The sequence below is a fragment of the Paenibacillus sp. FSL R7-0302 genome (genome assembly GCF_038006885.1).
GTDB lineage: Bacteria > Bacillota > Bacilli > Paenibacillales > Paenibacillaceae > Paenibacillus_AQ.
Map to the genome: position 1 here is coordinate 3951887 of NZ_JBBOWB010000001.1, position 24164 is coordinate 3976050.

26 protein-coding genes and 1 tRNA gene are annotated in these 24164 nt (G+C 56.1%); 5 read left to right on the forward strand and 22 right to left on the reverse strand.

Annotated elements, in window-relative coordinates; all coding sequences use genetic code 11:
* From MKY96_RS17200 to MKY96_RS17210, 3 genes are all read right to left on the reverse strand, one after another.
* The gene (locus MKY96_RS17200) at positions 1–210 is read right to left on the reverse strand and encodes a helix-turn-helix domain-containing protein (RefSeq protein ID WP_340941884.1); all 210 of its coding nucleotides are present in this window, start codon (positions 208–210) and stop codon (positions 1–3) included.
* 13 nt (positions 211–223) lie between these two features.
* Complete coding sequence (locus tag MKY96_RS17205) at positions 224–766, reverse strand: hypothetical protein (protein WP_340941886.1); 543 nt, start codon at positions 764–766, stop codon at positions 224–226.
* Between the two features lie 196 nt (positions 767–962).
* Positions 963–1046, reverse strand: a tRNA-Leu gene (locus MKY96_RS17210).
* 180 nt (positions 1047–1226) lie between these two features.
* Here MKY96_RS17210 and MKY96_RS17215 point away from each other — a divergent pair.
* The gene (locus MKY96_RS17215) at positions 1227–1685 is read left to right on the forward strand and encodes a hypothetical protein (protein WP_340941887.1); all 459 of its coding nucleotides are present in this window, start codon (positions 1227–1229) and stop codon (positions 1683–1685) included.
* Between the two features lie 45 nt (positions 1686–1730).
* Here MKY96_RS17215 and MKY96_RS17220 read toward each other — a convergent pair whose 3' ends face one another.
* From MKY96_RS17220 to MKY96_RS17245, 6 genes are all read right to left on the reverse strand, one after another.
* A complete protein-coding gene (locus MKY96_RS17220; protein WP_340941889.1) occupies positions 1731–2189 on the reverse strand; it encodes a hypothetical protein in 459 nt (152 codons plus the stop codon).
* Between the two features lie 55 nt (positions 2190–2244).
* Positions 2245–2922 carry an AlkZ-related protein gene (locus tag MKY96_RS17225; protein WP_340941891.1) on the reverse strand — a complete coding sequence of 226 codons (678 nt, stop codon included), beginning with the start codon at positions 2920–2922 and terminating at the stop codon, positions 2245–2247.
* Positions 2919–3710, reverse strand: a complete 792-nt coding sequence (locus tag MKY96_RS17230; RefSeq protein WP_340941893.1) for an SDR family oxidoreductase — start codon at positions 3708–3710, stop codon at positions 2919–2921. The genes MKY96_RS17225 and MKY96_RS17230 overlap by 4 nt, the downstream gene beginning before the upstream one ends.
* Before the next feature lie 18 nt (positions 3711–3728).
* The gene (locus MKY96_RS17235; RefSeq protein WP_340941894.1) at positions 3729–3950 is read right to left on the reverse strand and encodes a hypothetical protein; all 222 of its coding nucleotides are present in this window, start codon (positions 3948–3950) and stop codon (positions 3729–3731) included.
* A gap of 128 nt (positions 3951–4078) precedes the next feature.
* The gene (locus MKY96_RS17240) at positions 4079–4396 is read right to left on the reverse strand and encodes a hypothetical protein (RefSeq protein ID WP_340941896.1); all 318 of its coding nucleotides are present in this window, start codon (positions 4394–4396) and stop codon (positions 4079–4081) included.
* Between the two features lie 108 nt (positions 4397–4504).
* The gene (locus tag MKY96_RS17245; protein WP_340941897.1) at positions 4505–5074 is read right to left on the reverse strand and encodes a xanthine phosphoribosyltransferase; all 570 of its coding nucleotides are present in this window, start codon (positions 5072–5074) and stop codon (positions 4505–4507) included.
* Positions 5075–5275: 201 nt separating this feature from the next.
* Between MKY96_RS17245 and MKY96_RS17250 the strand changes: the two genes are divergently transcribed.
* Positions 5276–6409, forward strand: coding sequence for a YkvI family membrane protein (locus MKY96_RS17250; RefSeq protein WP_340941898.1), 1134 nt, complete (start codon positions 5276–5278; stop codon positions 6407–6409).
* On the opposite strand, the gene MKY96_RS17255 is transcribed toward MKY96_RS17250, so the two are convergent.
* From MKY96_RS17255 to MKY96_RS17265, 3 genes are read right to left on the reverse strand one after another with little or no spacing between them, the layout of a single operon-like run.
* Positions 6396–9704 (reverse strand): AAA family ATPase, encoded by a 3309-nt coding sequence (locus tag MKY96_RS17255; RefSeq protein ID WP_340941899.1) that lies wholly within the window; start codon positions 9702–9704, stop codon positions 6396–6398. The genes MKY96_RS17250 and MKY96_RS17255 overlap by 14 nt on opposite strands.
* On the reverse strand, positions 9701–11185 hold the full coding sequence (locus tag MKY96_RS17260) for a metallophosphoesterase family protein (protein WP_340941901.1): 1485 nt from the start codon (positions 11183–11185) through the stop codon (positions 9701–9703). The genes MKY96_RS17255 and MKY96_RS17260 overlap by 4 nt, the downstream gene beginning before the upstream one ends.
* A gap of 4 nt (positions 11186–11189) precedes the next feature.
* Entirely contained in the window at positions 11190–12326 is a 1137-nt protein-coding gene (locus tag MKY96_RS17265; RefSeq protein WP_076078456.1) for a glycosyltransferase family 4 protein, read from the reverse strand.
* 210 nt (positions 12327–12536) lie between these two features.
* Here MKY96_RS17265 and MKY96_RS17270 point away from each other — a divergent pair, with 210 nt between their 5' ends.
* The gene (locus MKY96_RS17270; protein WP_340941902.1) at positions 12537–13943 is read left to right on the forward strand and encodes an RsmB/NOP family class I SAM-dependent RNA methyltransferase; all 1407 of its coding nucleotides are present in this window, start codon (positions 12537–12539) and stop codon (positions 13941–13943) included.
* A 114-nt stretch (positions 13944–14057) separates the two neighbouring features.
* Positions 14058–14147: a sporulation protein YjcZ gene (locus tag MKY96_RS17275; RefSeq protein WP_143803672.1), complete on the forward strand. Its 90-nt coding sequence runs from the start codon at positions 14058–14060 to the stop codon at positions 14145–14147.
* An 85-nt stretch (positions 14148–14232) separates the two neighbouring features.
* On the opposite strand, the gene MKY96_RS17280 is transcribed toward MKY96_RS17275, so the two are convergent.
* From MKY96_RS17280 to MKY96_RS17310, 7 genes are all read right to left on the reverse strand, one after another.
* The gene (locus MKY96_RS17280) at positions 14233–15033 is read right to left on the reverse strand and encodes a Cof-type HAD-IIB family hydrolase (protein WP_340941903.1); all 801 of its coding nucleotides are present in this window, start codon (positions 15031–15033) and stop codon (positions 14233–14235) included.
* Between the two features lie 32 nt (positions 15034–15065).
* Positions 15066–15830 carry a pseudouridine synthase gene (locus tag MKY96_RS17285; RefSeq protein ID WP_340941905.1) on the reverse strand — a complete coding sequence of 255 codons (765 nt, stop codon included), beginning with the start codon at positions 15828–15830 and terminating at the stop codon, positions 15066–15068.
* A gap of 3 nt (positions 15831–15833) precedes the next feature.
* Complete coding sequence (locus tag MKY96_RS17290) at positions 15834–17450, reverse strand: RsmB/NOP family class I SAM-dependent RNA methyltransferase (protein WP_340941907.1); 1617 nt, start codon at positions 17448–17450, stop codon at positions 15834–15836.
* Positions 17451–17517: 67 nt separating this feature from the next.
* Entirely contained in the window at positions 17518–18006 is a 489-nt protein-coding gene (locus tag MKY96_RS17295) for a DUF309 domain-containing protein (protein WP_340941909.1), read from the reverse strand.
* Positions 17972–18784 carry a GTP pyrophosphokinase gene (locus tag MKY96_RS17300; RefSeq protein WP_036725183.1) on the reverse strand — a complete coding sequence of 271 codons (813 nt, stop codon included), beginning with the start codon at positions 18782–18784 and terminating at the stop codon, positions 17972–17974. The genes MKY96_RS17295 and MKY96_RS17300 overlap by 35 nt, the downstream gene beginning before the upstream one ends.
* Positions 18785–18811: 27 nt before the next feature.
* Positions 18812–19906, reverse strand: a complete 1095-nt coding sequence (locus tag MKY96_RS17305) for a quinone-dependent dihydroorotate dehydrogenase (protein ID WP_340941910.1) — start codon at positions 19904–19906, stop codon at positions 18812–18814.
* Positions 19907–20061: 155 nt separating this feature from the next.
* Positions 20062–20568, reverse strand: a complete 507-nt coding sequence (locus MKY96_RS17310) for a hypothetical protein (protein WP_340941911.1) — start codon at positions 20566–20568, stop codon at positions 20062–20064.
* A gap of 143 nt (positions 20569–20711) precedes the next feature.
* On the opposite strand from MKY96_RS17310, the gene MKY96_RS17315 reads away from it, so the two are divergent.
* The gene (locus tag MKY96_RS17315) at positions 20712–20849 is read left to right on the forward strand and encodes a hypothetical protein (RefSeq protein WP_200869536.1); all 138 of its coding nucleotides are present in this window, start codon (positions 20712–20714) and stop codon (positions 20847–20849) included.
* On the opposite strand, the gene MKY96_RS17320 is transcribed toward MKY96_RS17315, so the two are convergent.
* The 3 genes from MKY96_RS17320 to MKY96_RS17330 all read right to left on the reverse strand — a co-directional run bounded on the left by MKY96_RS17320 (position 20846) and on the right by MKY96_RS17330 (position 24106).
* Entirely contained in the window at positions 20846–22273 is a 1428-nt protein-coding gene (locus MKY96_RS17320; RefSeq protein WP_340941914.1) for a L,D-transpeptidase family protein, read from the reverse strand. The two genes, MKY96_RS17315 and MKY96_RS17320, sit on opposite strands and share 4 nt — an antisense overlap.
* A 137-nt stretch (positions 22274–22410) precedes the next feature.
* Positions 22411–22653: a ferredoxin gene (locus MKY96_RS17325; RefSeq protein WP_036702186.1), complete on the reverse strand. Its 243-nt coding sequence runs from the start codon at positions 22651–22653 to the stop codon at positions 22411–22413.
* Positions 22654–22807: 154 nt separating this feature from the next.
* Entirely contained in the window at positions 22808–24106 is a 1299-nt protein-coding gene (locus MKY96_RS17330) for a DNA polymerase IV (RefSeq protein WP_340941915.1), read from the reverse strand.
* Positions 24107–24164: the final 58 nt, after the last annotated feature.

Genomic DNA, 24164 nt, shown 5'->3' on the forward strand with positions numbered 1-24164 from the left:
CTATTCTTCCCTCCGAAACTCTAAAATATCACCTGGCTGGCAATCGAGCACATTACAAATCGCATCAAGTGTAGAGAAGCGAATGGCGCTAATCTTACCCGTTTTAATGTTTGAGAGATTCACATTTGATATGCCCACCTTATCCGCGAGTTCGTTCAGGGATATCTTACGGTCCGCCATTACACGGTCTAGCCTCAAAATAATAGCCATCGCACATACATCCTCACAAGGTTTCGTCAGATTGCTGTTGCAGCATTCTGCCATATTCAAATATTTGAGCTAGACAAAAAAATACAATGGCAACTAAAACAAAAAACAGCTCAAACGACGCATACACAAACGTCACAGGATCAATTATTTGTATCAGTACTACTTCAACGAGTCCAGGAATAAAGGCCATGCCTGCCATCAACAAGGAAATCAGTTTCAAGCGCTTCGTATGCTTGGCAACAAACGGTGTATAGTCTCTGCTTATATCCTTAAATATCATCCTCACTAAAAATAGTACAAAAATGATTAAACACAGCCTTGCTACATCCCCGCTGAATTTAATAATCAGGTCGGATTTGGCATAATCACCATGATCTTTATTGACAAAAATATGAGTCATATTGTGTAGTGCAGTCGGAATTCCATCTCCTGACAGCACAGCAAGCCAGACCATTGCAGCAATCATGGCCAGAGTGGCTAGAAGTAACATGTTACAAAGCAACTGCAGGCATACGGACAATACTTTGCTTGTCTTCTGGATTCTCAAAATACTCATCTAATCGAACTCCCTCATTAGGTTGATTAGAATATAACAGATTTTTTTATGTTTTTCAATAATTATTTAATGTTTATCATTAAATGATGATCATCGGCAATATGTTATTCTGAATTATAAAGATGATAATGGCATGCAAAAAAAGATCTTGACAACGTCTATGAAGACGAATCAAGATCTTAAAAGTTTATAGTGATGCGGTCAAGAGGACTCGAACCTCCACGATATTGCTACCACTGGCACCTGAAGCCAGCGCGTCTGCCAATTCCGCCATGACCGCATATTCAGTTGACTTGCTTGCGCAGTCACAAGATAGATTTTACCATGCCGGAATTATGGAGTCAAGTTTATTTTATTGTAAATTGCTATCCATAAATTGCAAGTAAAATATTGCTTTTATTTGCGGATTCGGTGTATAATGAGAACAAAGGTTCGCATACTATAAATGAGGTGATTTATAATGGCGATTACCAAGAGACACCCCCTAAATACACCAACAATCCCTGAGAATATAACCAAAGATGAATTGTCCCTGGTCAGAAGCTATCTGCTGCTAACGTTTATTCATAAAGTATTTGAACGCGACTGCCGTGCCATCGGCAAGAGCGGTCTGTTCAAGACTCCCCAGCTCTACATGGAGCTGGTATCCAGCGCTACCAAGAAGACATCCCTGATGCTGCAGGAGGTCACCCGCGAGCTTACCTCCCATCAGCTGAAGATCAATACCGTCCGCCAGGACCAGCGCGGAGTTACCGCCGAGTATAACTGCCGGGGCTATGTCGGCGAGATCCATATTCTATGGCCCGGCTTCCGTAATGAAATGATGCAGCGCATGCGCGCCTACCTCGGACTGGGTGCAGAGCTTGCCTCGGTCCTCCCCCGGGAGGAACAAGCCGAACAGTTGGCGATGTCCATTTAAGCCGCATCTTGTAATGGATTGTACTGCTGACATAAGAGCCTCGTCCTATTCTGGACGAGGCTCTTGGTGCGGGTGCAGATCAATATATGATACGTTGACGGGGAGTGGTTTGATTAGACTTTGCCGTCTGGAGCACAGGCGGCATACATTTGGCACAGGTAGCTCCACGCGAGCAATTGTAATCGGTTTTTCGATTACATTTGGCCCACGTAGATCCACGCGAGCGATTGTAATCGGTTTTTCGATTACATTTGGAGCAGGTACCTTCGCGCGAGCAATTGTAATCGGTTTTTCGATTACATTTGGACCAGGTAGCCCCACGCGAGCAATTGTAATCGGTTTTTCGATTACATTTGGCCCACGTAGATCCACGCGAGCGATTGTAATCGGTTTTTCGATTACATTTGGATCAGGTAGCTCCACGCGAGCAATTGTAATCGGTTTTTCGATTACATTTGGAGCAGGTAGCTTCGCGAGCAATTGTAATTGGTTTTTCGCATACATTTGGCTCAGGTGCCTTCGTGTGAGCTATTGTGTTCGGTTTTTGTGACGCCTAACCTTACTTTAGAACCTTCTCCAGCTGCTTCGCTCCTGCCTCCGGGAACAGCCTGGCCGTATGCTCCACGATCCGCTCCCTGGATGCCCCAGGCTGAACGCTGTACTGCGAAGTCACCCAGTCTGCTCCGAATACATGCTCGCTCACGGCATAACGTCCGATTCCCCAGCCGTAGGGACGGCCATGCTTGTCCTGCTTATACTCGAATTTGCTGGCTGTAATGTAGGTCTGCATCTGGAGCAGCGTCATGGCTGTGTCGAAGCCTTTCGCACCTTTGGCTGCGAAGCCCGCCAGCTGCTTAAGCTCGTTGGACAGCAGCCCCGCCTCATGCTCCAGCAGCACATCCATGATTCGTTTGCTGGCCATGGAGGCCAGTCCGTCATCATATCTGGCATCGAAATCATAACCGTCCCGGCGGTAATTGGCGAAGTCCGGGTACCATTCTCTGCTGATGAACCCGGCCTTCTTGTTAAAAAGCTTCGCATAAGCGATCTCGCCCCCGGCCGCAATCTCCTCGCGCCATTCCCACGGCCCGATGACATCCTTCACGAACCAGTAGCCCGCAGGTGTGCATTCCTCCAGAGAGAAGCCTGCGATCTCACAGCGGAACAAGGGCAGATAACCGATCTCCCGCACCAGCGCAGCCAGTTCCCCGGCGTTCTTAATAACCGGCAGCTTCATGATTGCCCTCCAGGGTGGTAGGTCCAGCCCTCGTCTCCGTGGTAAATCATCTGCTTGCCCATCCCGCCATCGATTGTCGTATTCTCGCCCGTTATGAATCCCGCAGCCTCACTGCACAGGAACAGCACCATGCCTGCGATATCCGCCGGAGTTCCTACCCGTCCCGCAGGATGCTGCAGCCGATCCGGCTCTGTATGAACCGGCTCCGCCGATTCCTCTGTACCGTGATAAGCGGTGGTATCAATCCAACCCGGGCTGATTGCATTAACCCGCACTTTACCGCTAAGACTTACACTAAGGGCATGAGTCAATGCACCGATCCCGCCTTTGGCTGCAGTATAGCTCTCGGTATCCGGCTGTGACATCCGCTCCCGGCTGGAGGAGATATTCACAATAGAGGCTCCTTGGGCAAAATGCGGCTTAAGCCGCAGCGTCAGATAATAAGGCGCTGTCACTCCGATCCGCTGCACATACTCGAAATCCTCATAGCTGCATTCTGATTGCAGCCCTTTACGGCTGATACAGGCATTGTTAATCAGGTAATCCACCTGTCCGTAGCGGCTGATTACCTGTGAGATGAAATCATCCAGCACGGACTGCTCCGCAATGTCTCCCTGATAAAAGAACAGCCGCTCTCTTCCATACTTGGCCTCCAGCCAGCGTCCGGCGGCAAGATCCTTATCGATGCAGGCAACCACTGCTCCCGCCTTCAGTAATTCCTGGGTGATGCAGCGTCCAATTCCGTTTGCGCCACCTGTGACAATTGATATTTTATGAAGATGGCTCATGGTTCCCTCCTAATCCGCTTACTCCGCAGTATCGGTCTTTGGTCTTGGTTCACTGAACGGCTGATACAGATAGCCCCGGTCCAGCTTAACCACCCGCTTATTAGGTCGGCGGATCATCACCTGGGACTCATCCCAGGCCAGCACGATCCCCCTCACATCATTACTCTCCAGCCCGTCCCGCACAACGCGTATCTTTTCCCCGGAGATCCGGTAAGCATCCAATTGTTCATCACTGATCATAGTCTTCTTCTCTCCCCTCTGTGCTTAGCTTGTCCAATTTCAACCTGTATCCGGTCATGAAAAAGACCCAAATGAGAATCATCCGGGTCTAGTTACGTTCAAAGCAATCTGTATATCTTACGAAGTTCCTATATCAGCGCTTCATTCTTCTCAAACCAGAAGTCAAGAACTTTAGCGGACATCACACGTTGTTCCAGATATTCGACCTGATGCTCTGTGAATGTCTGTCTCCAGCCATACGACAGCTCTTCACACAAACTTGTGATTGTCAAAAGCTCCGACCAAGCAACATAACGTTTGTACCAGAAAAACTGAGGATGTTCGATCATATAGGGGTACAAATCGTCGAACTCCGTGTGTTTGCAATCCAGCGCACGTTCGAAGTGATCCTTAGCCTCGGTTAGTTTATCAATAAAAAATTGCTCTGTCACCGGTTCATTCCCCATTGTGACGCCTCCTCTCTCATGTCTAATTTTTATTATAAAGGAAAACTTATAGGGTGAAAAGCAGATGTTTAAAAAATAGGCTGAGATCCTGTTATTGTCACTTCAGCCTTATCCAAAAACAATGGTCCCGTCATTAAGAGAGGTGATATCAACAAGAGACTCCAGACGGATTCCCTGTTCCCGGATCGTACGGGCGCCTGCCTGGAAGCTTTTTTCGACCACTACGCCAAGACCCACCAGTTCAGCGCCGGAACGCTGGATAATCTTGATCAAGCCGCGCGCCGCGTCGCCGTTGGCGATAATATCATCGATGAAGAGGATTTTGTCATCCTCCGAGATGAACTGGCGGGACAGCATAATGTCCGTAACAATTCCTTTGGTAAAAGATGGAACTCGCTCACACAGAGCATCGGGATCGGCCAGCAGCGTTTTTTTTCGCCGGGCAAACACCAGCGGTACCTTCATCTCATAAGCGGTGGCAAATGCCACGGCAATCCCCGAGGATTCCACAGTCACTACGCGAGTAACTCCAGCCTCAGCAAATCTGCGGGCAAATTCCCGTCCCATTTCCATCGTCAGCATCGGATCGACCTGGTGGTTAAGCAGTCCGTCCAGCTTAAGCACCTGATCCGAGACGACTACGCCTTCCTCCAATATCCGCTGTTTCAATACTTCCATCATTGTAAACCTCCATTACCCTTAATAAAAATATAAGAATTTATTTGTTGCAGACGTTCCACCGAAATCGCACCTGTTCGTCCAGGCGGAAGTCATGTCCCTCTGTTCCTCATCATAACCTGTACTATGCGGACTACACAAGGCTATATCCTTGCAGGCCCCGCGATTGTAAACTTCGCAGCATTCATAAGGAGGCTAAGCATGAAGTCACATGTCCGCACATTACAGATCGCTTTCACTTATATCGGCACCATTGTCGGCGCCGGATTCGCTACCGGCCAGGAAATCCTCCGTTTTTTCACCAGATACGGCCACTGGGCGCTGCTGACGATTCTATTCTCTGCCGCTCTCTTTATCTGGCTGGGCACCAAAATGATGATCATCGCCCGGAAAATCTCTGCGGACTCGTATGAGGATTTCAACCGCCACCTGTTCGGCGCCAAGGCCGGGACCATCATCAGCCTGTTCACCATGATTATTCTGATCGGGGTGAACAGCATCATGCTGGCAGGCGCCGGGGCGATCTTCAAGGAGCATCTCAGCCTCCCCTATCAGGCGGGGCTGCTTCTGACGATCCTCGGATCTTACTTGCTGCTGAAGCGCGGCATTTCCGGAATTCTGCAGATCAACAGCCTGGTGGTGCCCCTGATGCTTACTTTGTCGCTGATCCTTGTCTGTAATACGCTGGGCGTTCCGGGAGCCGACCGCTTCCTCTTCCTGCCCACGGATCACAGCGGCATCAATGCCTGGATCTCTCCGCTGCTCTATACTTCGTTCAACCTTGGCATGGCCCAGGCAGTGCTGGTTCCGCTGGCCCGTCATACGGATGACGAACGTGCGCTGGTGCGCGGCGGGATTCTGGGCGGAGCGGGCATCGGGTTCATGCTGCTGGCGGCCCATTTTGCCATGAGCTCGCAGATGCCGGGCATCCTGCAGTTCGAGATTCCGATGGGAAGCATCGCCATCCGGCTGGGTCCGGTGGTGCAGATGGTCTTCTTGCTGCTGATCTTCATGGAAATCTTCAGCACCTTCGTCGCCGGTATCTACGGGGTAAGCGTACAGCTCCAGCAGCGGCTCCCGGTCGCCCCTGCGCTTGTCGCCCCGCTGCTGATGCTGATCTGCTATGTGTTCAGCCAATTTGGCTTCAGCTCGCTGCTGGGCATCTTCTACCCGATCTTCGGCGCGCTGTGTCTGATATGGGTGGTCATGCTGGTGCGCTCCCCTATGTCTCCGCCGCCGGGGCAGGGCAAGCCGCCCGCAGGAGGAGCGGGCGGCAAGAAGCAGGGAATCACGATTGTCAGCATCAAGCCTGCGATCCGGCCTACACGGAAATAATGGCTGCGGCAGGAATGATGCCCGCCACGGCTTCAGCGACATGGCGGTGGCAGGTCATCATGACGATCTGCCGGGAAGCCGACAGCTCGCCAAGCAGAGCCAGGGCTGCGTGAAGCCGGTGTTCATCGAAGTTCACGAACAGATCATCGAAGAACAGCGGCAGATTCACCTTGCTGCTCATCGTTTCTGCCAGGGCCAGCCGGATTGCCAGATACAGCTGCTCCGCAGTTCCCCGGCTGAGCAGCCCGCTGTCCAGCAGTCCGGCATCCTTATGTTCAGCCTTCAGCTCTTTATGCCCCAGCGTCATCACGATCCGGCGGTATTCCCCGTGCGTGAGCTTCGCGAAATACACGGAGGCCAGCTGCAGCACCTGCGGCTGCTTCTCCTGCTCATAGATCCGGCGTGTCCGGCCCATCAGCTCGGCCGCCAGCGCCGTTACCGCATATTGCCCGGCCAGATTACGCAGTGCCGCCCGCTGTTCATCCAGCTGCTGGAGCGCAGTATCTTCCTTGCCGCGCTTCGTCAATGCTTCCCGTTCCTGCAGCAGCTTGCCGCGCTGCTCAAGCAGTGCGCTGCGTTCCTCTTCAAGCTCGGCCGCCGCTTCTTCCGCGGCCTGACGCTCCTGCGCAAGCCGCCCGGCATCCAGATGCGTAAGCAGACTCAGCAGCTCTGCCCGGCCTTCGTCATCCCATCCGCTGAACATCGCCAGCTCCGCTTGACGCACGGACCGCGTAACCTCTATCCGCCTCAGCCACGCCGAGGAACGGCGCAGGAACTGCTCGCCGTCCTCAGCACCGCCTTCCTCCAGCAGCTTCGAGCAGCGCTGGTTCAATTCCGCCTGCTCCCTGTGATTCGCTGCCAGCTCCTCCCGGACTTCAGCCAGCCGCGCCTCCACACTCTCTCTGCGCAGCAGCTCCGCCTTCAGCTGATCCCACTCCCGCTTCCGCAGCTCCAGCCAGGTTAATAGGGCGGCTGGTGTGGGGTGGCGGGGAGCCGCTGGAGTTGCGGCTGTGTATTGGGCAGCAGGGTTGGTTGCGGGGAGCGGGTGCTGATCAGTAAGCGGAGAAGCCGGTAGCGATTGCTGATCAGCTATAAAGGGAATAGAATCTATCCGTCCGGTCCCGGCAGCTGCAAGCAGCTTCAGCCCTTCCTGTTCATAGAGCGCACATTCCGCCGCCAGGCCGCTAAGCCGCGCAGACCATTTGGCCTCCTGGCGCAGCAGCTCATGGCCCTGCTCTGCCAGGGCGAAAATATCCGGCAGGCCGTCCGGGGACAGCCCTTCGGGGAGTCTACGCTGACGCAGCCATTCTTCGTAGCGCGCCGCCAGCTCTGTGAAGCGGGCCTCCGCTTCCTCCAGCTCGCCGGTCAGCACCTGCTCCTGTCCGCTCAGCCGCTCAAGCTCCGTCCGGCAGGCCTCGGCCTCAGCCGCCTGCCGGTCTACGCGCTGGCGCCAGGTGCCCCAGGCCTCCATCAGCCGGCGCAGCTCGCGCATCCCGGCCTCCAGCCCGCCTGCGTCAGGGCTGGACGGCTTGCCGCTCTCCCGCTCCGCACCGGAGAGCAGCTGCCCGCGCAGCCGCAGCATCTCCGCTGCGGCCTTGCCTGCCGCCCCGCCGTCCGGCTCCGGCGGGGAATCCGCCGCCCCCGCTGCGCGCAGGGCGGCCCAGAGCCACAGGTCCGCTGCGGCCAGCAGGCCGAGCGCGGACCATACGCTGACCGGCGGTGCGCCGGTCAGCCACAGCGCAGGCGGCAGCAGCAGCGTAAGCGCTGCGCCCGCCTGCAGGAAGCGCCGGTAGCGTGCCGCCCGGCGCCCGTTCGCGCCGGGGCGGCTGCCCCCGGCGGGGCCCTGGCGGCGCGGAGCTGACGCGCCGCCTTCCGGGCCGAGCTGCGCTTCGCGCCAGCGCTCGGCGGCCTGCTGCAGCTCGTCCCAGAGCTGCACCAGTTCACGCGGGCTGCGCGCAGCTAGGCCCGCGAAGTCCGCTGCGCCGCTGGCGTGCTCCTGAGCCAGCAGGCGCTCAGCCGCCTGCAGCGCAGCAGCGGCGGCGGCCTTGCGGGCGCGGAGGCTCAGCAGCTCCGCGCCCCGGGTCTCCATTTGCCGGTCATACCCGGCAAAGGAGGCGGCATAACGCCGCGCGGCCTCCCGGTCCGCGGCGGCCGGGGTGAAGCCCGCAAGCGCTGCGGTGTCCCAGCCTGCACCAATGCTGCGCAGCAGGCGTTCCAGCTGCTCCCGCAGAGCCGTCAGCTCCGCGGCAAGCCGCTGCTGCTCCGCCCGCTTATCCTCATAGCTGCTGCGGCTGCGGTCCAGCGCTTCGAGCGCAGGCCCCTGCTCCGCAAGCAGAGGGTCGGGCGGATTCGCCGCCAGCTCTGCGGTAAGCTCCGCCGTCAGCCGTTCCAGCCGGAACGCTGCGCCCTGCAAGCTGCGCAGATCGGCTGTAAGTGACCTCCAGCGTTCCGCCCCGTTATCCGGGAACGATGCAATCACGGGAAGCTCTTCAAGCTCCAGCCGGCCTTCGCTCCATTTCAGCCACAGCTCCCGGATGTCCTGTGCCTTGCGCAGCTTCATCAGCCTTGCTCCGGCGAGCTCGCGGTCCAGCTTCATCTGCTCCAGCTGCTGCTCCGCAGCTTCCAGAGCCAGAGTATTCCCGTTATATCTTGGCAGATAAGAGCGGCTCTCTGCTACCTCCTGCTCCAGCTTCCCGATAGACTGCAGAATCCTGGCCGCCTCCTGGACCTTGCCGCGCGGCTTGTAGAGCTTCTCGGCCTCCTGAACCAGACGCTTCTCTGCTCTCATAATCTCCCCGCCGCCGCCCATCCCGGCATGGAACAGGTAGCTGCTCATTTCCCCGGACTGCAAGGCACCCAGCTCCTGCAGCTCGTCAAGCGAGACAGCGAACAGCTGGCGGAACATACTCCGGGAGATGCCGCCAAGCAGACGCCGCTCCAGCTCCGCCTGATTCAGCTCCTCCGTGCGGCCATCCGGATGGCTGAGTGCAATCTGCAGCTTCTCTGCTCTGCCCGGCCCCGCGCCGCCGGATGCATACCGGCGGATAGTCCATAATGCGCCGGACTCATCCCTTGCTTCCAGCACCCCGCCGTGCGTCCCCCCTTGCAGCGGCTCGTACCGTTCAACCGGATTCCCCCGGCCGGGGATGCCGTACAGCATGGCACGGATGAACTGCAGGGTCGTGCTTTTACCAGCCTCGTTGCGTCCGAACAGAACCGTGACCCCTTCATTCAGTCCGATCTCCCGCTTGGCCAGCCGGCCATAGCCGCCTATCCGCAATGAATCGATCTTCATTCCTCTACCTCCCGGCCTTGCTGTCCATCGCTGTCTCCTGTATCCGCAGCAGTGGCCCTATTCATCACCCATCCGTCAGTATCCTTCGTCTTCCCTCCCGCCAACAATCCAGATCCTTCCATGAATGCTTCACTGCCCTCAGCAGACCGGTCCTTGCCTTCTTCCGCAGCATTCAGCTGCGCCCCGCCGGACTCGTCCAGTCCGCTCAGCAGTGTGATGCCCAGCTCCGCTGCACCTCTAAGCCATTCCTGTTTCTCCTCGGGGCCTACGGATAATAGCAGCCTGCGCAGCTCCTGATTCTCCATCATCGGTCTCAGCGCAGTAGCGACCAGCTCGTCCAATTCTGCGGCATTCCCGCCACTGTGTTCGGCAAGCCGCAGCATTTCACCCAGGAAGCTGTCCTCCAGAAGCAAGTGCTCACGGTCAACCGCAAGTCCCGTTTCAATGGAGAAGCCTTCCGTCCAGACCAAGCCTGCATATTCCTTGCGCACCGCACGCACAGCTTCCCGCCGCTGCAGCTCGGTGAGCAGGTCATCCGCCGCCCCCTTCTCCGCCAGCACCTTATGTATATCGCCCCGCCCCGTCAGGCGGAACCTGACCACAGACATCATCTGCGGGGTCTCGCTACGGATATCCTCCACTGCATTCTCTACAGCGAGGGTCCACTCGGCCTCGTCAGTGAGCCCATCAATAGAGAGCTCGCGGACCTGCCAGCGCACACTGTCCAGTTCATGGAAATCCAGCCGGACTCCCCCCTCTGCACTGACATCAACTGTATAACAGCCCTTTGGCCCGGTCTCCTTAATGCTTCTCCCTTGAATATTGCCCGGATAGACGATAGGCGGATGCTCATGCAGAATACTCCGCTTATGAATATGCCCGAGCGCCCAATAGTCATAGCCCCTGCCGATCAGATCCTTCCGGGTGCACGGGGAGTACGTCTCATGCTGGAGATCCCCGTCCACATTGCCATGCAGCAGGGCGATATGGAACAGGCTGCTGCCCGGCTGGCGGCTGAAGCGCAGAGCTGTATTCTCTGTCACTTTGGAGGTCGGGTAGGAGATGCCGCTAACCACAGCTACCTCCCGTCCGTCTTCCCTGCGGCGGGCGGTCACGTGCTCCGGCTCACTGCCGCCGAATACCGTAACATGGGCAGGCGGTGCTGAGCTGAGGCGCGGGCCGTCCAGCGGATCATGGTTACCGTGAATCAGGAACACCTGAATCCCGTGGCGTCCAAGTTCCTCCAGGGCCTCCCGGAACCGGAGCTGCCCCTGAAGCGAAGCTTCTGAGACATCGTAGACGTCGCCGCTAATGACTACGAAATCTACCTTTTGCAGGATGGCTACGCCAACAAGCCGCCCGAGGGCGGCGAAGGTAGACTCCCGGAGATAGGAGCGGATATCCTGCGGGAGATGGGACAGACCGGCGAACCGGCTGTCCAGATGCAGATCCGCAGCATGCAGGAAACGAAAAGGAATCATAGCCTCACCCCTTCATTCCCGGCTGGAACTGCAGATAGGTTTTCTTCAGCTCATTGGCTACACGGGTCAGGGAGTAGAGGCTCTTTGCTTTATCCCAGGCCGAACGCGACAGCTCATAGCGGTAGCCGGGGTCCGTAATTACTTTTTCCAGGGCATCCGCCAGTCCCAGCTCATCATCCGGATTCACCAGCAGCCCATTCACCCCGTCCTCAATCTGCTCGGGAATACCGCCCACATTCGTCCCGACCAGCGCCAGACAGCTCAGCGCAGCCTCGGCAAACACCGAACCGAACGCCTCCGCCCGCGAAGGCAATACGAAGATATCGAAGAACGGCATGAATTCCTCAGGATGCAGCGTATAGCCGTAAAAAATAGTCTCATTATAGATGCCCAGCTTCTGCGCAAGCTGCTCCAGCTCCGCCCGGCTCGGTCCGTCCCCGATGATATGCAGCACATATTCATGCCCCCGCTTCTTCAGCTCGGCACAGGCCTTGAACAGAATATCTATGCCTTTGGCCGGTACGAGACGGGTAACCGTGACCAGCTGCGGAATGTCATTCTCATGCGGGACAGGCTTGAACCGCTTCTCATCGAATCCGTTGGGAATGACTCCAATGCTGTCAGGCTGGTCAATATAAGGAGTTACATAATCGGCAAAAGCACGCGAAACCGTCATCAGCCGGTCACTCACCTGCTCCAGCTCCCGGTAAATCGCGACCAGGAACTGATGCTCAAGCCCCCCCTCGCGGATCAGCCCGTTCAGAATCAATTCACGCTCATAGCTGGAGTGCAGCGTCTGAATCAAGGGAACATCAGGATAAATTCTCTTCATCGCCAGCCCGGCAATCGGATGATGGGCATGGATCAGATCATATTTTTTGCTCATGCGCAGCTTGGTCCACCAAATGTAATCCCGGTAGGTCTGAATGTATTTTTGCACAACCGGACTTTCGCCGTACACTGTCCAGTCGAAGGTCTCGAAGACGATGTCTTCGCGTCCCTTGCCCCGGATGCGCTTGGGCAGCCAGAACAAATCCATCTCCCAGCGGCTGGACCGGAAGCGTTCCTGGAGATAAGGAATCATAGAAGATACACCACCGGGCTGCTCCGGCGGGAAGAATAGCGCTTGCAGCAAGTTCATATAGGTACATCTCCCTTTACAATTGCCCTATTTACGGTGAAGCCCGGCAATTATGATATAGTTGTGTATATGTACAATTACAATTTCGGGTACTGCTGCAGGTATAGGTACGCTAAGGTTCCATATCTTAATTTTATCGGTATCCACCAGAAACAGCAACTAAGATGACAGCTTTACTTATCTTGAACTTGGACTAGAGGAGAGTGATTTATGAATGAAGAACGACTGCCTGCCGCTTACACCGCCAATATTAGAGAGATGCTGGGGGATTCAGCGGACGCTTTTCTGAAGAGCTATCTTGCTGCGCGGACCCAGGGTCTGCGGTTTAATACTTTAAAAAGCAGTACACCTTCCGGCCGCACCGCAGCGGAGCAGGCAATCCCGCAATTCGGCCTGTCACAGGTAACATGGTGTCCGTCAGGCTTCTATTACGAAGACCCCGCTCGCCCGGGGAGACATCCGTATCATACCGCCGGACTATATTATATTCAGGAGCCCTCCGCAATGTCCGCAGCCGAGCTGCTGAAGCCGCTTCCCGGAGAGATCGTTCTCGACCTTGCGGCCGCTCCCGGCGGCAAAACCACCCATATCGCCGCACTGATGCAAGGGGAAGGGCTGCTCATCTCCAATGAAATTCACCCGGAGCGGGCCAAAATCCTGGCCGAAAACGTCGAGCGGCTCGGTATAAGCAACACGCTGGTTACCTCCGCAGCCCCTGGTGATCTCTCCAAAAGATTCCCTGAGGTGTTCGACCGCATTATGCTGGACGCGCCTTGCTCCGGTGAAGGAATGTTCCGCAAAGACCCTGCGGCGATAGACGAATGGTCCCCGAAGCACGTGGAGATCTGTGTAGCCAGACAGTGGGATATTCTGCAGGATGCGTATCTGATGCTGAAGCCTGGCGGCCATATGGTCTATTCGACCTGTACCTTCAACCGCCAGGAGAATGAGGAGACGATGGAGCGCTTCGTGCAGACCTATCCCGATATGGAGCTGATCGTTACGAAGCGGCTGTGGCCGCATCTGGAGCGGGGCGAAGGGCATTTCGTGGCCCTGCTGCACAAGGCGGCTTCAGCAGACCCGGCGGATTCTGCTCCGCGCAAGAGCCGGGGCAAACGCGGCGAACGCGGCAATAATGGTCCGAAGACAAATGCCACGCTCAGAGAGTCCTATCAACAGTTCATGAGCTGGGCGGCGGCAGAGCTGCCCGGATTCGCCGATCGCGGCATCCCGCTCCTCTTCGGCGAATCCCTGTATCTGCTGCCTGAGGCATTCAATGAGCGGCTGCACACCGGGATACTGGACGGGCTCAAGGTGCCGCGTGCCGGACTGCATATTGCCCATCTTAAGAAAAACCGGATCGAGCCTGCCCACGCTCTGGCTATGGCACTCCGGCCGGATCAGGCGGCGCGCAGCTATGATATGCCTGCGGACGGCACGGAGATCCAGGCCTGGCTGCGCGGCGAGAGTCTGCCGGTTCCGCCAAGCCTGCATGGCTGGACGCTGGTAACCGTAGACGGCTTGCCCGTAGGCTGGGGCAAAGCCAGCTCCGGCCAGCTCAAGAATCATTTGCCCAAGGGTCTGCGGATTCTAAAAGCCCATCTTGACGAGGTTTAGGCAGTTGACCAGTTCATGAAGCCTTCATAAGCATATGATGTCATTATCCCATGGCGGTCCGCCGGACTTAAGGCGGCAAGTGGGAACAGACATGAATCAAGGGAGGAATCAAACATGGGTGCAGGTGTAGGCTTCACTTCGACCGGTGCGATCTTGGTACTCTTCATATTGCTCGTAATCATTTCCCGTTCGTTGTTCGTCTAATTCCGCTGTAAGCAGCACAGCACACGGACCTCAAGCAGCCCGCCCCCTTTATGGGGGCAGGCTGCTTTTTCCGTTATTCGCATCATCAAGACAAACAATATTTCACCAGCGCATCGCGCACACCGTTCTCATTATTGGTACCGGTGATCACATCTGCGGCTGCTTTGACCTCTACCGGAGAGTTATCCATCGCCACGCCCAGACCGGCATACGTCAGCATGGAGATATCATTATAATAGTTGCCGATCGACAGCACCTGCTCTTGCGGAATGCCAAGCTCAGCTGCCAGATGCTTCAGGGCATTGCCTTTGGAGGATTCCGGGTGCATGAGATCAACGAAGAACTCTCCGCTGCGCAGAATATTGTATTGCTCTCCCCAAGTAGCCCACTCCCGCTGCGCTTCATCCAGAATATCGGACTGCGTGAACACAGTGAATTTCACAATCGGTTCGCGGAACTCCTCCCAGGCTGGAAGAGATGCAGGCATAATGCGGAAATGCTCATACATAAAGTGGGCTTCCTTCGTCAGGTTCTCCACATTGTCCACATACATCTCAAACGCAGTGTTTACATCAAAATGGATATCACGCTCGCGGCAATAGGCGATATACGGGTCCAGCCCTCTGGCGTCCAGTCCATACTGGTGCAGCACCTTACGGTCCTTGACACTCACTGTAGCCGCTCCGTTATGGCCCAGCACATACCCCGACAAGCCCATCTCCTCCATAAAAGGAATCGAATTCTGCGGACTGCGCCCTGTGCAGAGTACAATCTGCCCGCCCTGACGCGTGACCTCGGCAACCGCCGCTTTGTTCTCTTCACTGAGCTGATGATCATCATTCAGCAGTGTTCCGTCTACATCCAGTGCAATCAGTTTGTATTTCATACCCCATCATCCTATCTCTGTATAGTATACCTTTATTCCGCAGCCCCGCCGCCGCGCAGCAGCTCCAGCTCACGGGCCGTGAGCTCCCGGCAGGCTCCCTCGGGCAGCGTCTCGTCGAGCTTCAGTTCGCCCATCGACACCCGCTTCAGGAACACTACCTTCTTCCCCACAGCTACGAACATCCGCTTCACCTGATGGAATTTGCCTTCCGTAATGGTGAGTGAGATATACGACAGCACGCGGCTGCCCCGTTCTCTGCTCAGAATGCTAAGCTGCGCGGGCAGGGTCACATAACCATCCTCAAGCGTAACACCCTTGGCAAAAGCAGCCACATCCGCCGCATCGACCTCACCCTCGACGGTGGCCTCGTAGGTTTTGGGGACATGCTTGCGCGGGGACAGCAGCTCATGTGCCAGCTTCCCGTCATTCGTGAGCAGCAGCAGACCTACGGTATCCTTATCCAGCCGCCCGACCGGGAACGGCTCGAACAGCGCATGCTCCTGCTTCAGCAGATCCAGAACCGTGCGGTCCCGTTTATCCTCAGTGGCGGACAATACGCCCGGCGGTTTATTCATCATCAGATAGATGAATTCCCGGTAGAGGACCGGCTCTCCGCCCACCTCTATGCGGTCCTGCTGCGGGTCTACATGGAACCCGCTGTCTTTGACGACAGCTCCATTTACTGTGATCAGGCCCTGCTTGGCCTGCTTACGGATATCGCTGCGCGAGCCGATCCCCATGTGGGACAGCACCTTGTCAAGCCGCTGCTTCTTGTTCGCAGTTCCTCCTGTAGCCATACTCTAAGTCCACCTCCAGCCTGCGGGATATTCGTTCTTCAGCAATCCGTCCTGCCATTTGCCCCAGCCTGCGCTGAAGCCGTTGATGCAGACGAGGGTATAGCCTTTGTATGCATGTCCTTCCTTAATCGACAAGCGCTCTGCGGGGATCGACAGGGTCTCCCCCTTCAGGTAGGATACCGCTTCCCCGCTGGCGCTGGATAGCGATACGAAGCGGCTACATTCCTCAGGACGCAGTGCTGTAGCGAGCGGATGACCGGGAACGAATCTGCCGCTCTTGATCTGCCCCACATACCAGCCCGGCCGAACCGTCTTCAGACCGTCCAGCGCTTCACGCGGCAACGGGGAGATATATAGATGATCGCCGAACCATATGGCATGTCCGGGCGGCTGTGTCCCCAGCAGCTTTTGAATAAAGTCCGCATAGACCGCGAGCGCTATCACTTCCCCGCCAGTTCGCTGTGACTGCGGACCTGGACCCGTTCCGGCTCTACCAGAGCCGGAGCCGTGTCCAGATCCGCGTCCTCCCTTGCCGCCCCGGCCGTGATCTGCCCTGCCGGGAACTGCCTTACTGTGAAAGTCTGTTTTCGCAGCTTTGCTCCGGGGCGCGGCAGACAGACTTCTCTCTCTCTTATCATTTCGTGCTTTTGCGTTCTCTAAAGTATCTGTCACCGCAGCTCCATTCTCTGCTGCCCCGTTCTCAAATGCCTCTCTCGCAGGTCCGCCACTTCCGTCATGGCGCAGTACCGCCATGAAATGCCCTTCCCCCTTGACCTTATGCGGCCACAGCCGCGCCGCACCCGGCAATGGGCCGAGTCCGGCAGCGAACGGGCCGGTTCCGCCTACGGGAACCAGCGAGAACTGCGGATGCCTGGACAGGAATCCGGCAATCATCTCCTCGTTCTCCTCCAGAGCGAACGTGCAGGTGGAATACACCATAGTACCGCCGGGCTTCAGCGCTGAAGCTGCGGCCCGCAGAATCTCCTGCTGCATCTCCGCGTATTTGTCCGGTGTCCCCGGCTCCCATTGCTTGACCATATCCTCGTCCTTGCGGAACATGCCCTCTCCCGAACAGGGAGCATCAATTAGAATCCGGTCGAAGAACCCGGGGAACGCTCCCGCAATCCGCTCAGGGCTTTCGTTAAGTACAATGCCGTTGCGTACCCCGTACAGCTCCAGATTCTTGGCGAGCGCCTTCGTCCGTTCAGGATGCAGGTCATTGCTGACCAGCAGTCCTTCGCCTTGCAGCTTGGCGGCAATCTGGGTAGACTTTCCGCCCGGGGCTGCGCACAGATCAAGCACACGGTCCCCCGGCTGAACATCCAGCAGTTCAACCGGGGCCATGGCACTCGGCTCCTGAATATAGTACAGCCCGGCATGATAATAGGGGTGTTTGCCGGGTCTGGCTCCCTCACCGGTATAGAAGCCCGAAGGGCACCAGGGAATCGGCTCCAGGGTGAAGGGGGAACGCTCCCGCAGCCCGTCCACCGTTATTTTCAGTGTATTGACACGGATTCCCCCGTAGGGTGACTGCTGATAGGTATCTGTAAATTGCTCATATTCCGGTCCCAGCAGCTCTTTCATACGCTCTGCGAAAGCTCCGGGCAGTTGTGCCGTCATGATGCCTTCCTCCCGCTCAAATAATCAGGAACACCCCTGCGGGTGCTCCTGTTCTAACTTACTATGGTCAAGCTCCATCCGGCCTGTGCCTGGGTCTGTCCGGCCGCTGTGGCCCGCGCCGCTGAGGCAGCACAGGCTGAATGGACTCAGCGGCCAGCCTGACCTCTTCCTTCAGCACGGGATCTACGATGCGGATGGTGAGATCATAATAATCAAAGGGCTGATCTTCGTAAGCTTCCAGACGGGCAACATACGCTCCCGCTTCCCGGACCAGCTTCGCCAGATCAATACCTAGCGTCACCGCCGGATATCTGCCCAGTACTTCATGTGACTGCTTCAGCAGAATCAGGCCCCCGCGCACATTGGCATTACGGAAATGGTACAGCCCCACTGCTACCTGCAGCAGAGCCTTGTATAACGGATCACGCTGCTTTTCCAGCCATAATTCCTCAAGCACCTCATGACATTCGAAATAATCCCTGTCCCGGTTGAAGTAGATGAGGTAGGCCAGATACAGCGGCTCATAAGCCATCCGGCTCGCTGCCCTTCTTGGCATTCGAGAGCAGCTCGCGCACATGGTCCAGCAGTTCCTTCATCGCATCCATATCCTGAGCCTGCCAGATCGCATTGAACCGTTCCTGGCTCTCAATCGCTTCATTCACAAGATGATAGAAATACAGCTGATGAATAGCCTTCAGCAGTTGTGTCGTCATGTTCGAGTTCTCCTCGAAGGTCTTCTGGGCCTCCAGAATCTCTTCCCGGATGCTCGACATCTCGCTGTCCAGAATGGAAGCCGCTTCTGCTGCCGTCTTCAGGCGCACCCGCATTTCATCGGGGAGGCTCTCCCGGTATTTATAATTCAGCGAATGCTCAATGGTTGCCCAGAAGTTCATCGCCAGTGTACGGATTTGAATTTCAGCCAGTACAATCTTTTGACCCAGCGCAGTCTGTACCGGATAGCGGATGATCATATGGAAGCTGCGGTAGCCGCTTTCCTTATAATTGGTAATGTAGTCCTTCTCATAGAGGACTTCAAGATCCTTGCGGGCGCGGATGTATTCCGCCACTCTGCGGATATCCTCGACGAACTGGCACATAATGCGAATGCCGGCGATATCCTCGATGCCCGTTTCCAGATCCTCCATTTTTACGTTTAACCGTTTGGCCTTCTCAAGTATGCTAGACAGCCGTTTCACACGGCCGGTAACGAATTCAATCGGAGTGTATTCTTCCCTTTTCTTGAGTTCAGAGCGCATCGTCTTGAATTTAACCTTCAATTCCTCCACCGTTTGTTCATAAGGAAGCAGAAAAGTTCCCCAGTCCCTGACGTCCATCGCCTTGTCCTCCTGTCCATTCATCCTTCAGTGATGATCAGCGCCTACCGCATCAAGGAGCCTCTCGAAGCCGTCCCGCCGCAGCAGCTGCCGTAGTCCGGCATGCACTCTACGGTTAACCTCCGGCCCTTCATAGATGAGTGCTGTATAAATTTCGACCAGACTGGCGCCTGCCCGTATCTTATCGTAAGCATCCTGGGCTGTAAAAATCCCGCCCGACCCGATAATCGGCAGCTTGCCGCCCGTCTGGCTATAGATTCTGCGGATAATCTCTGTAGAACGTTCGCGCAGCGGCTGGCCGCTCAGCCCGCCCGTCTCACCGGCTTTCTCGCTCTGCAGCCCTTCACGGGAGAGGGTCGTATTAGTGGCAATGATACCGTCCATTCCGGCTTCCGTGATGGTATGTACCATATATTCCAGCTCAGCGTCACTGACATCGGGAGCAATCTTGACCAGCAGCCCCTTCGCGGCGCCCGTCTTCGCCCGCTGCAGCTCCATCTCTTCCTTAACCTCGCTAAGCAGGTTCGAGAGCTCGCTGCCATGCTGAAGACTCCGGAGATCCGGGGTATTCGGCGAGCTGATATTGACCACAAAAAAATCACCGTACGGATACAGCGTACGGATACACTTGCGGTAATCCTCATGTGCTAATTCATTCGGGGTAGCCTTGTTGCGTCCGATATTGACCGCCACCGGAATTCTGCGCTTCTTCAGCTTCTTGAGGCGTTCAGCCATGGCCTCCGCGCCTTCATTATTGAAGCCCATCCGGTTAATGAGCGCCTTGTCGGGCAGCAGCCGGAACAGCCGGGGACTGTCATTGCCGGGCTGGCCTACCGGAGTTACCGTGCCTACCTCCATAAATCCGAAGCCGATCGAAGAGAACCCTCCTACCGCTTCTGCATTCTTATCCAGTCCTGCCGCTAAGCCCACTGGGGTCGGGAAATGTACCCCGAACAGATCCACTGCAAGGTCAGCGGTCTCAGGAACCCCGTACATGAGGCGCATGGCCGCGCTCCCGCCGGGAACCAGATCTGCTTTATTCAGTCCGCCGATGACGAGATGATGCGCCGTCTCCGGGTCCATTTTAAAGAAAATTGGTTTACCAAAATGTCGATACAGCACCGTTCTCGCTCCTTCAAGGGAACCACAATTGACATAACGACTCCCGTATCTATAGGTTTCTTCTTAATTTTATCCGTTTCCGGGGGAAAAGAAAAGTTTTTTGCCGCAGCGATTGTCCCCGCCCTGCCGCACTTCCTTCACGCCGCCGCCAATTCTCACAGATTCCCCGTAATTTCAATTCCGTCCGCAGTGCGCAGATGATTCCTTGCCCAGCTTATGAACTGGTTCAGGAAATCCTGCAGTTCAGAGTCTGTAACCGGCTGCAGCTCCAGTTCAGACAAAATAGATTCCCACTGGCTCTTCGGAATCGGGTTCTCCCAGCACGGGTCCAGCGATGTCATCTCTTCCCCGTTGAACGGATCGGATAGAGGGAAGACCCTGCTGACCGCAGGCTTAAGATATTCGAAATCGCCTTCATAAATAAACAGCATCTCTCCCGGTGCATTCCCGCCCGCGTCCATGTTCAAATTATACCGGGAAAAGGTGAACCCTATATTCCTCGGCGGACCTGTGTAGCGGTAGAGCAGTACCGGAATTTCGCTTTTGGACCTGCTTGCCATGGCAGCATCACTCCTGCTTCTGTGTTCTTCACGCTCCAGCATAAAACCTTCCTTATGATACTCCAGCCGGTATTCCTCTGTATAGACCAAGACTTCGGCCATCCAGTCCCTACCGTAAGAGATTGCAGCTAGACTTGTCTTTTCATCCAGACTAGAATAGAGGAGCGGGTACAAGTTCCATGCACCACCACCAATCCTCACATGTAAGGGTTATCACAGACTAAGAGAGAAAGAAGGGTGACCAAATGTCAACGAAACGCAAACCTCCCACACTCCAGCAGAAAAAAGAAGAAGTCAACCGCAAAGCCATTCTGTGGATCAGCGCCAGCCTGGTACTGCTGATTGCGCTGATCGCCGTTTTATTTGTCTTTGTCGGGAATTAGTTCAGCCAATGGTATACTTTATGGGGGTTGGTCTGATTACGGGGCGAATCCGAAGGGAAACGTTCCTCCGGTACGACCAGCTCCTCAGGCAGAACCCCTTGACTGATTTGAACCTTCGTGCCCATCGGCACCATGGCGAACAGCTCCTCCACATCCTTCCGGCTCATCCGGATACACCCCAGCGACTCATCCTTGCCAATGCTATCCGGCTCATTCGTCCCGTGAATTGCATAATTACTGTCCGAGAGCTGCATGCCGCGGCTGCCGAACTCCCCGTTATCGCGCCCGTTCGGGTTCACAACCTTATCCTTAATGAAGAACTCCCCTTCAGGGGTTTTATCTCCGCCGAGTCCTACGGCATAATTCCGTAGAATCACATTGCCGCTGGTGACCGCCAGACGGTGGTTTTGCTTATCTACAATAATAGCAATCGGTTCTTTGAAAAAAAGCTTCTCCCCCGGCCCCGCCGCCGGACCTCCGCCGCCCGTCTGCTCTTGCCCCGGAATACCTGCATCTTGGCCGCCGGACGGCTGCGGTGCTGCTGAGAACAGCGGCGCCTCTCCTCGTGCGGCTCTGCGCAGAGGAGCGAAGGCTTCCTTCATCAGCGGGGTGATGCCGCCCAGCACGTTTGCCGGGAACGGCTTCACTAATTCCTGTACCGCTTCGGGATAAGCCCCCTTGCTGGTCTTGTACGCACGCAGCGCACTCCAGAGCACAGCCAGCTCCTCCTGCTGCTTCTGCCAGTCCAGGCCCTGCTGCTTAAGCTCCGCCGAATCCGGCGGCTGGCATGCGCACGCTGCCGGATTATAGGACTGATAGACTATACGCCCTTCTCCGCTCTTGGCAAGAGTAGCCTCCAGCGGCAGCCCTTTCTTCCACAGCAGCCATTTGCCCGAGCGCTTCATACCGAGCAGCGCGGCGGCGGAAGGCGTCTTCGCCGACTTCAGGATGGCTGCCAGGCCCCCGCCCCCCGCAGCAGCATCCGCTGCTACCGCCGTGAAATCCAGACTTGCCGGTTCTTGCGGACTTACCTGCGCCTCATCGGCTGTCTCCGTAAGCACGGCTGAGATATTGGCGACCGGCGCAGCTGCACCCTTGCTGTCCGGCAGAATTCCCGGTGCGACGGCAGCCGGAATAAGCATGAGCAGCAGCAGCATTAGGGCCAGCAGCACCCGGCGCTTCCTGAGCCTCGCAGTCTGCCGTTCCCGGGCCGATTCCAGCAGCCCTTCCTCGTACTGCTGCAGCATATCCGCCGGCACCTTGCTGCGTTCAAAAGCCTCATACACTTCCCCGGCCTGATTATAGCAGTAATTCGCTTTTCCATACTGCCCGTTCTTATAGTATTCCTTACCAAGCAAGTACCATGCCATCTTATTATCCGGATGCATCTGTACATAGGCTTTTAGATGCTGAGCATTCTTCATGTTGGCCTCCACTATTGGTGGTATGGTTATGTATTCGTATGTACCTTCTATTGTATATCGGCAGTGGACGCAAAAAAAGACACCTCAAGCCGCATTTATTGCGGACCGGAGATGTCTTTATGTTAGACGGCAGTAGCTTAGCCCTCTTTGTTGAAAGGTGCATCTGCAATCTTAATGGAGTCTGTAGGGCATCCGTCAGCTGAATCCTGCAGGTCATCGAACAAGTCGTCCGGAATCACTACATTACCGTGGTTGCCGTCGTTCTCATAGATCACTTCTGCCAAACCTTCATCATCGTAATCAAAAATATCAGGGGCCGTCGCGCCACAAGCACCACAAGCGATGCATGTGTCCTTCTCGACCCAAGTGTACTTAGCCATTTTTTCTCTGCCTCCCGCTTAACTATACAGCCTGCAGTCGCAGCCTGTTATTTTTCTCATATTAATATAAATAGGATACAATTTCAATGAATTTTCAATGTGTTGACATTATTGCCTCATTCTCTGCGAGGCTGCGAGCGGCTGATGCCGGGCCTTAACTTAAGTCTATATCCTTGTCTGCGCCGCCCAGATTGTCCTTCTGCAGCGAGGTTCCCCGCTCCTTATGGTTACGCAGCCGCGCCGAGTGGCTGTCGCTCAGCATGCCTGCGGTCAGCACCGCATTCTCGCCGAACTTGTTGCGCAGCATATCCATCGCCTTATTAAGCGACTCCTTCTTCGGCTGCCGTTCGTAGTCGAACAGATCCAGCTGAATGGCCGATTCCTCTTTGGGCATCAGCCCCTGGAGCGTTACCCCCAGCAGCCGCACCGGCTTGTCGCCCTTCCAGTGGCGCGCGAACTGGTCGCATGCCACCTTATAAATGTCCTCGGCGCTCTCGGTGGGAGCTTCAAGCTGGCGGGAGCGGGTGATCGTCTTCATATCCGGCGTGCGGATCGTCAGCTGTACTCCCGCTGCAACCAGCCCCTGCTTCCTCAGCCTCCGCGCAACCTGATCGCTCAGGTTCAGCAGAATCGGGCGCGCCTCAGCCAGCCCTACCACATCATGCGGCAGCGTGGTGGTATGGCCGATGGATTTGCTCTGCTCCCGCTCAGGATTCACGATCCCGTGATCAATCCCGTTCCCCGCCCGCTTCAGCCAGGCGCCCATGACGCCGAAATGGCCGACCAGCATCGCCTCATCCGCCGCCGCCAGCTGTCCGATGCTGTAGATGCCCAGCTTGCGCAGCTTCTCAGCCGTCTTGCCGCCAATGCCGAACATCTCATTGCACGGCTTGTCCCACAACACGGACGGCACATCGCGCAGCCGCAGCACGGAGATGCCGCTGGGCTTTTTCAGATCGGAAGCGATCTTCGCCAGCAGCTTGTTGGGGGCAATTCCGATGGAGCAAGGCAGACCCAGCTCCTCCATAATCCGCCGCTGCAGCGCCTCGGCAATCTCCGGCGGCGTTCCGAATTGGCGGGAGCCGGTGATATCGAGATAGCATTCGTCTATGGAGACGGCTTCGAGCAGCGGAGTATAGCTGTAGGCAATCTGCATGAATGCATTGGAGTACTTGCGGTATAGATGGAAATCCGGCTTAATAAGCATTAAGGAAGGACAAATCCGCAGCGCCTTCTGCACCTGCATGCCCGTGGAGATGCCCAGCCTGCGCGCGGCGTAGGAGCAGGTGACAATAATTCCCCTTCTAGCCTCCACGCTGCCCGCCACCGCAGTCGCCTTGCCTTTATATTGCTCCGGATCTTCCGCCTCATGCACAGAACAGTAAAAGGCATTCATGTCCACATGCAGAATAACCCTGCCGCTTGCCGGATAATATTGATCCACACTCTGCATGGCATCCACCTTCTTATCTTCGGGGTTCCATTGTTATTGTCAGCATACCTCTACCCCG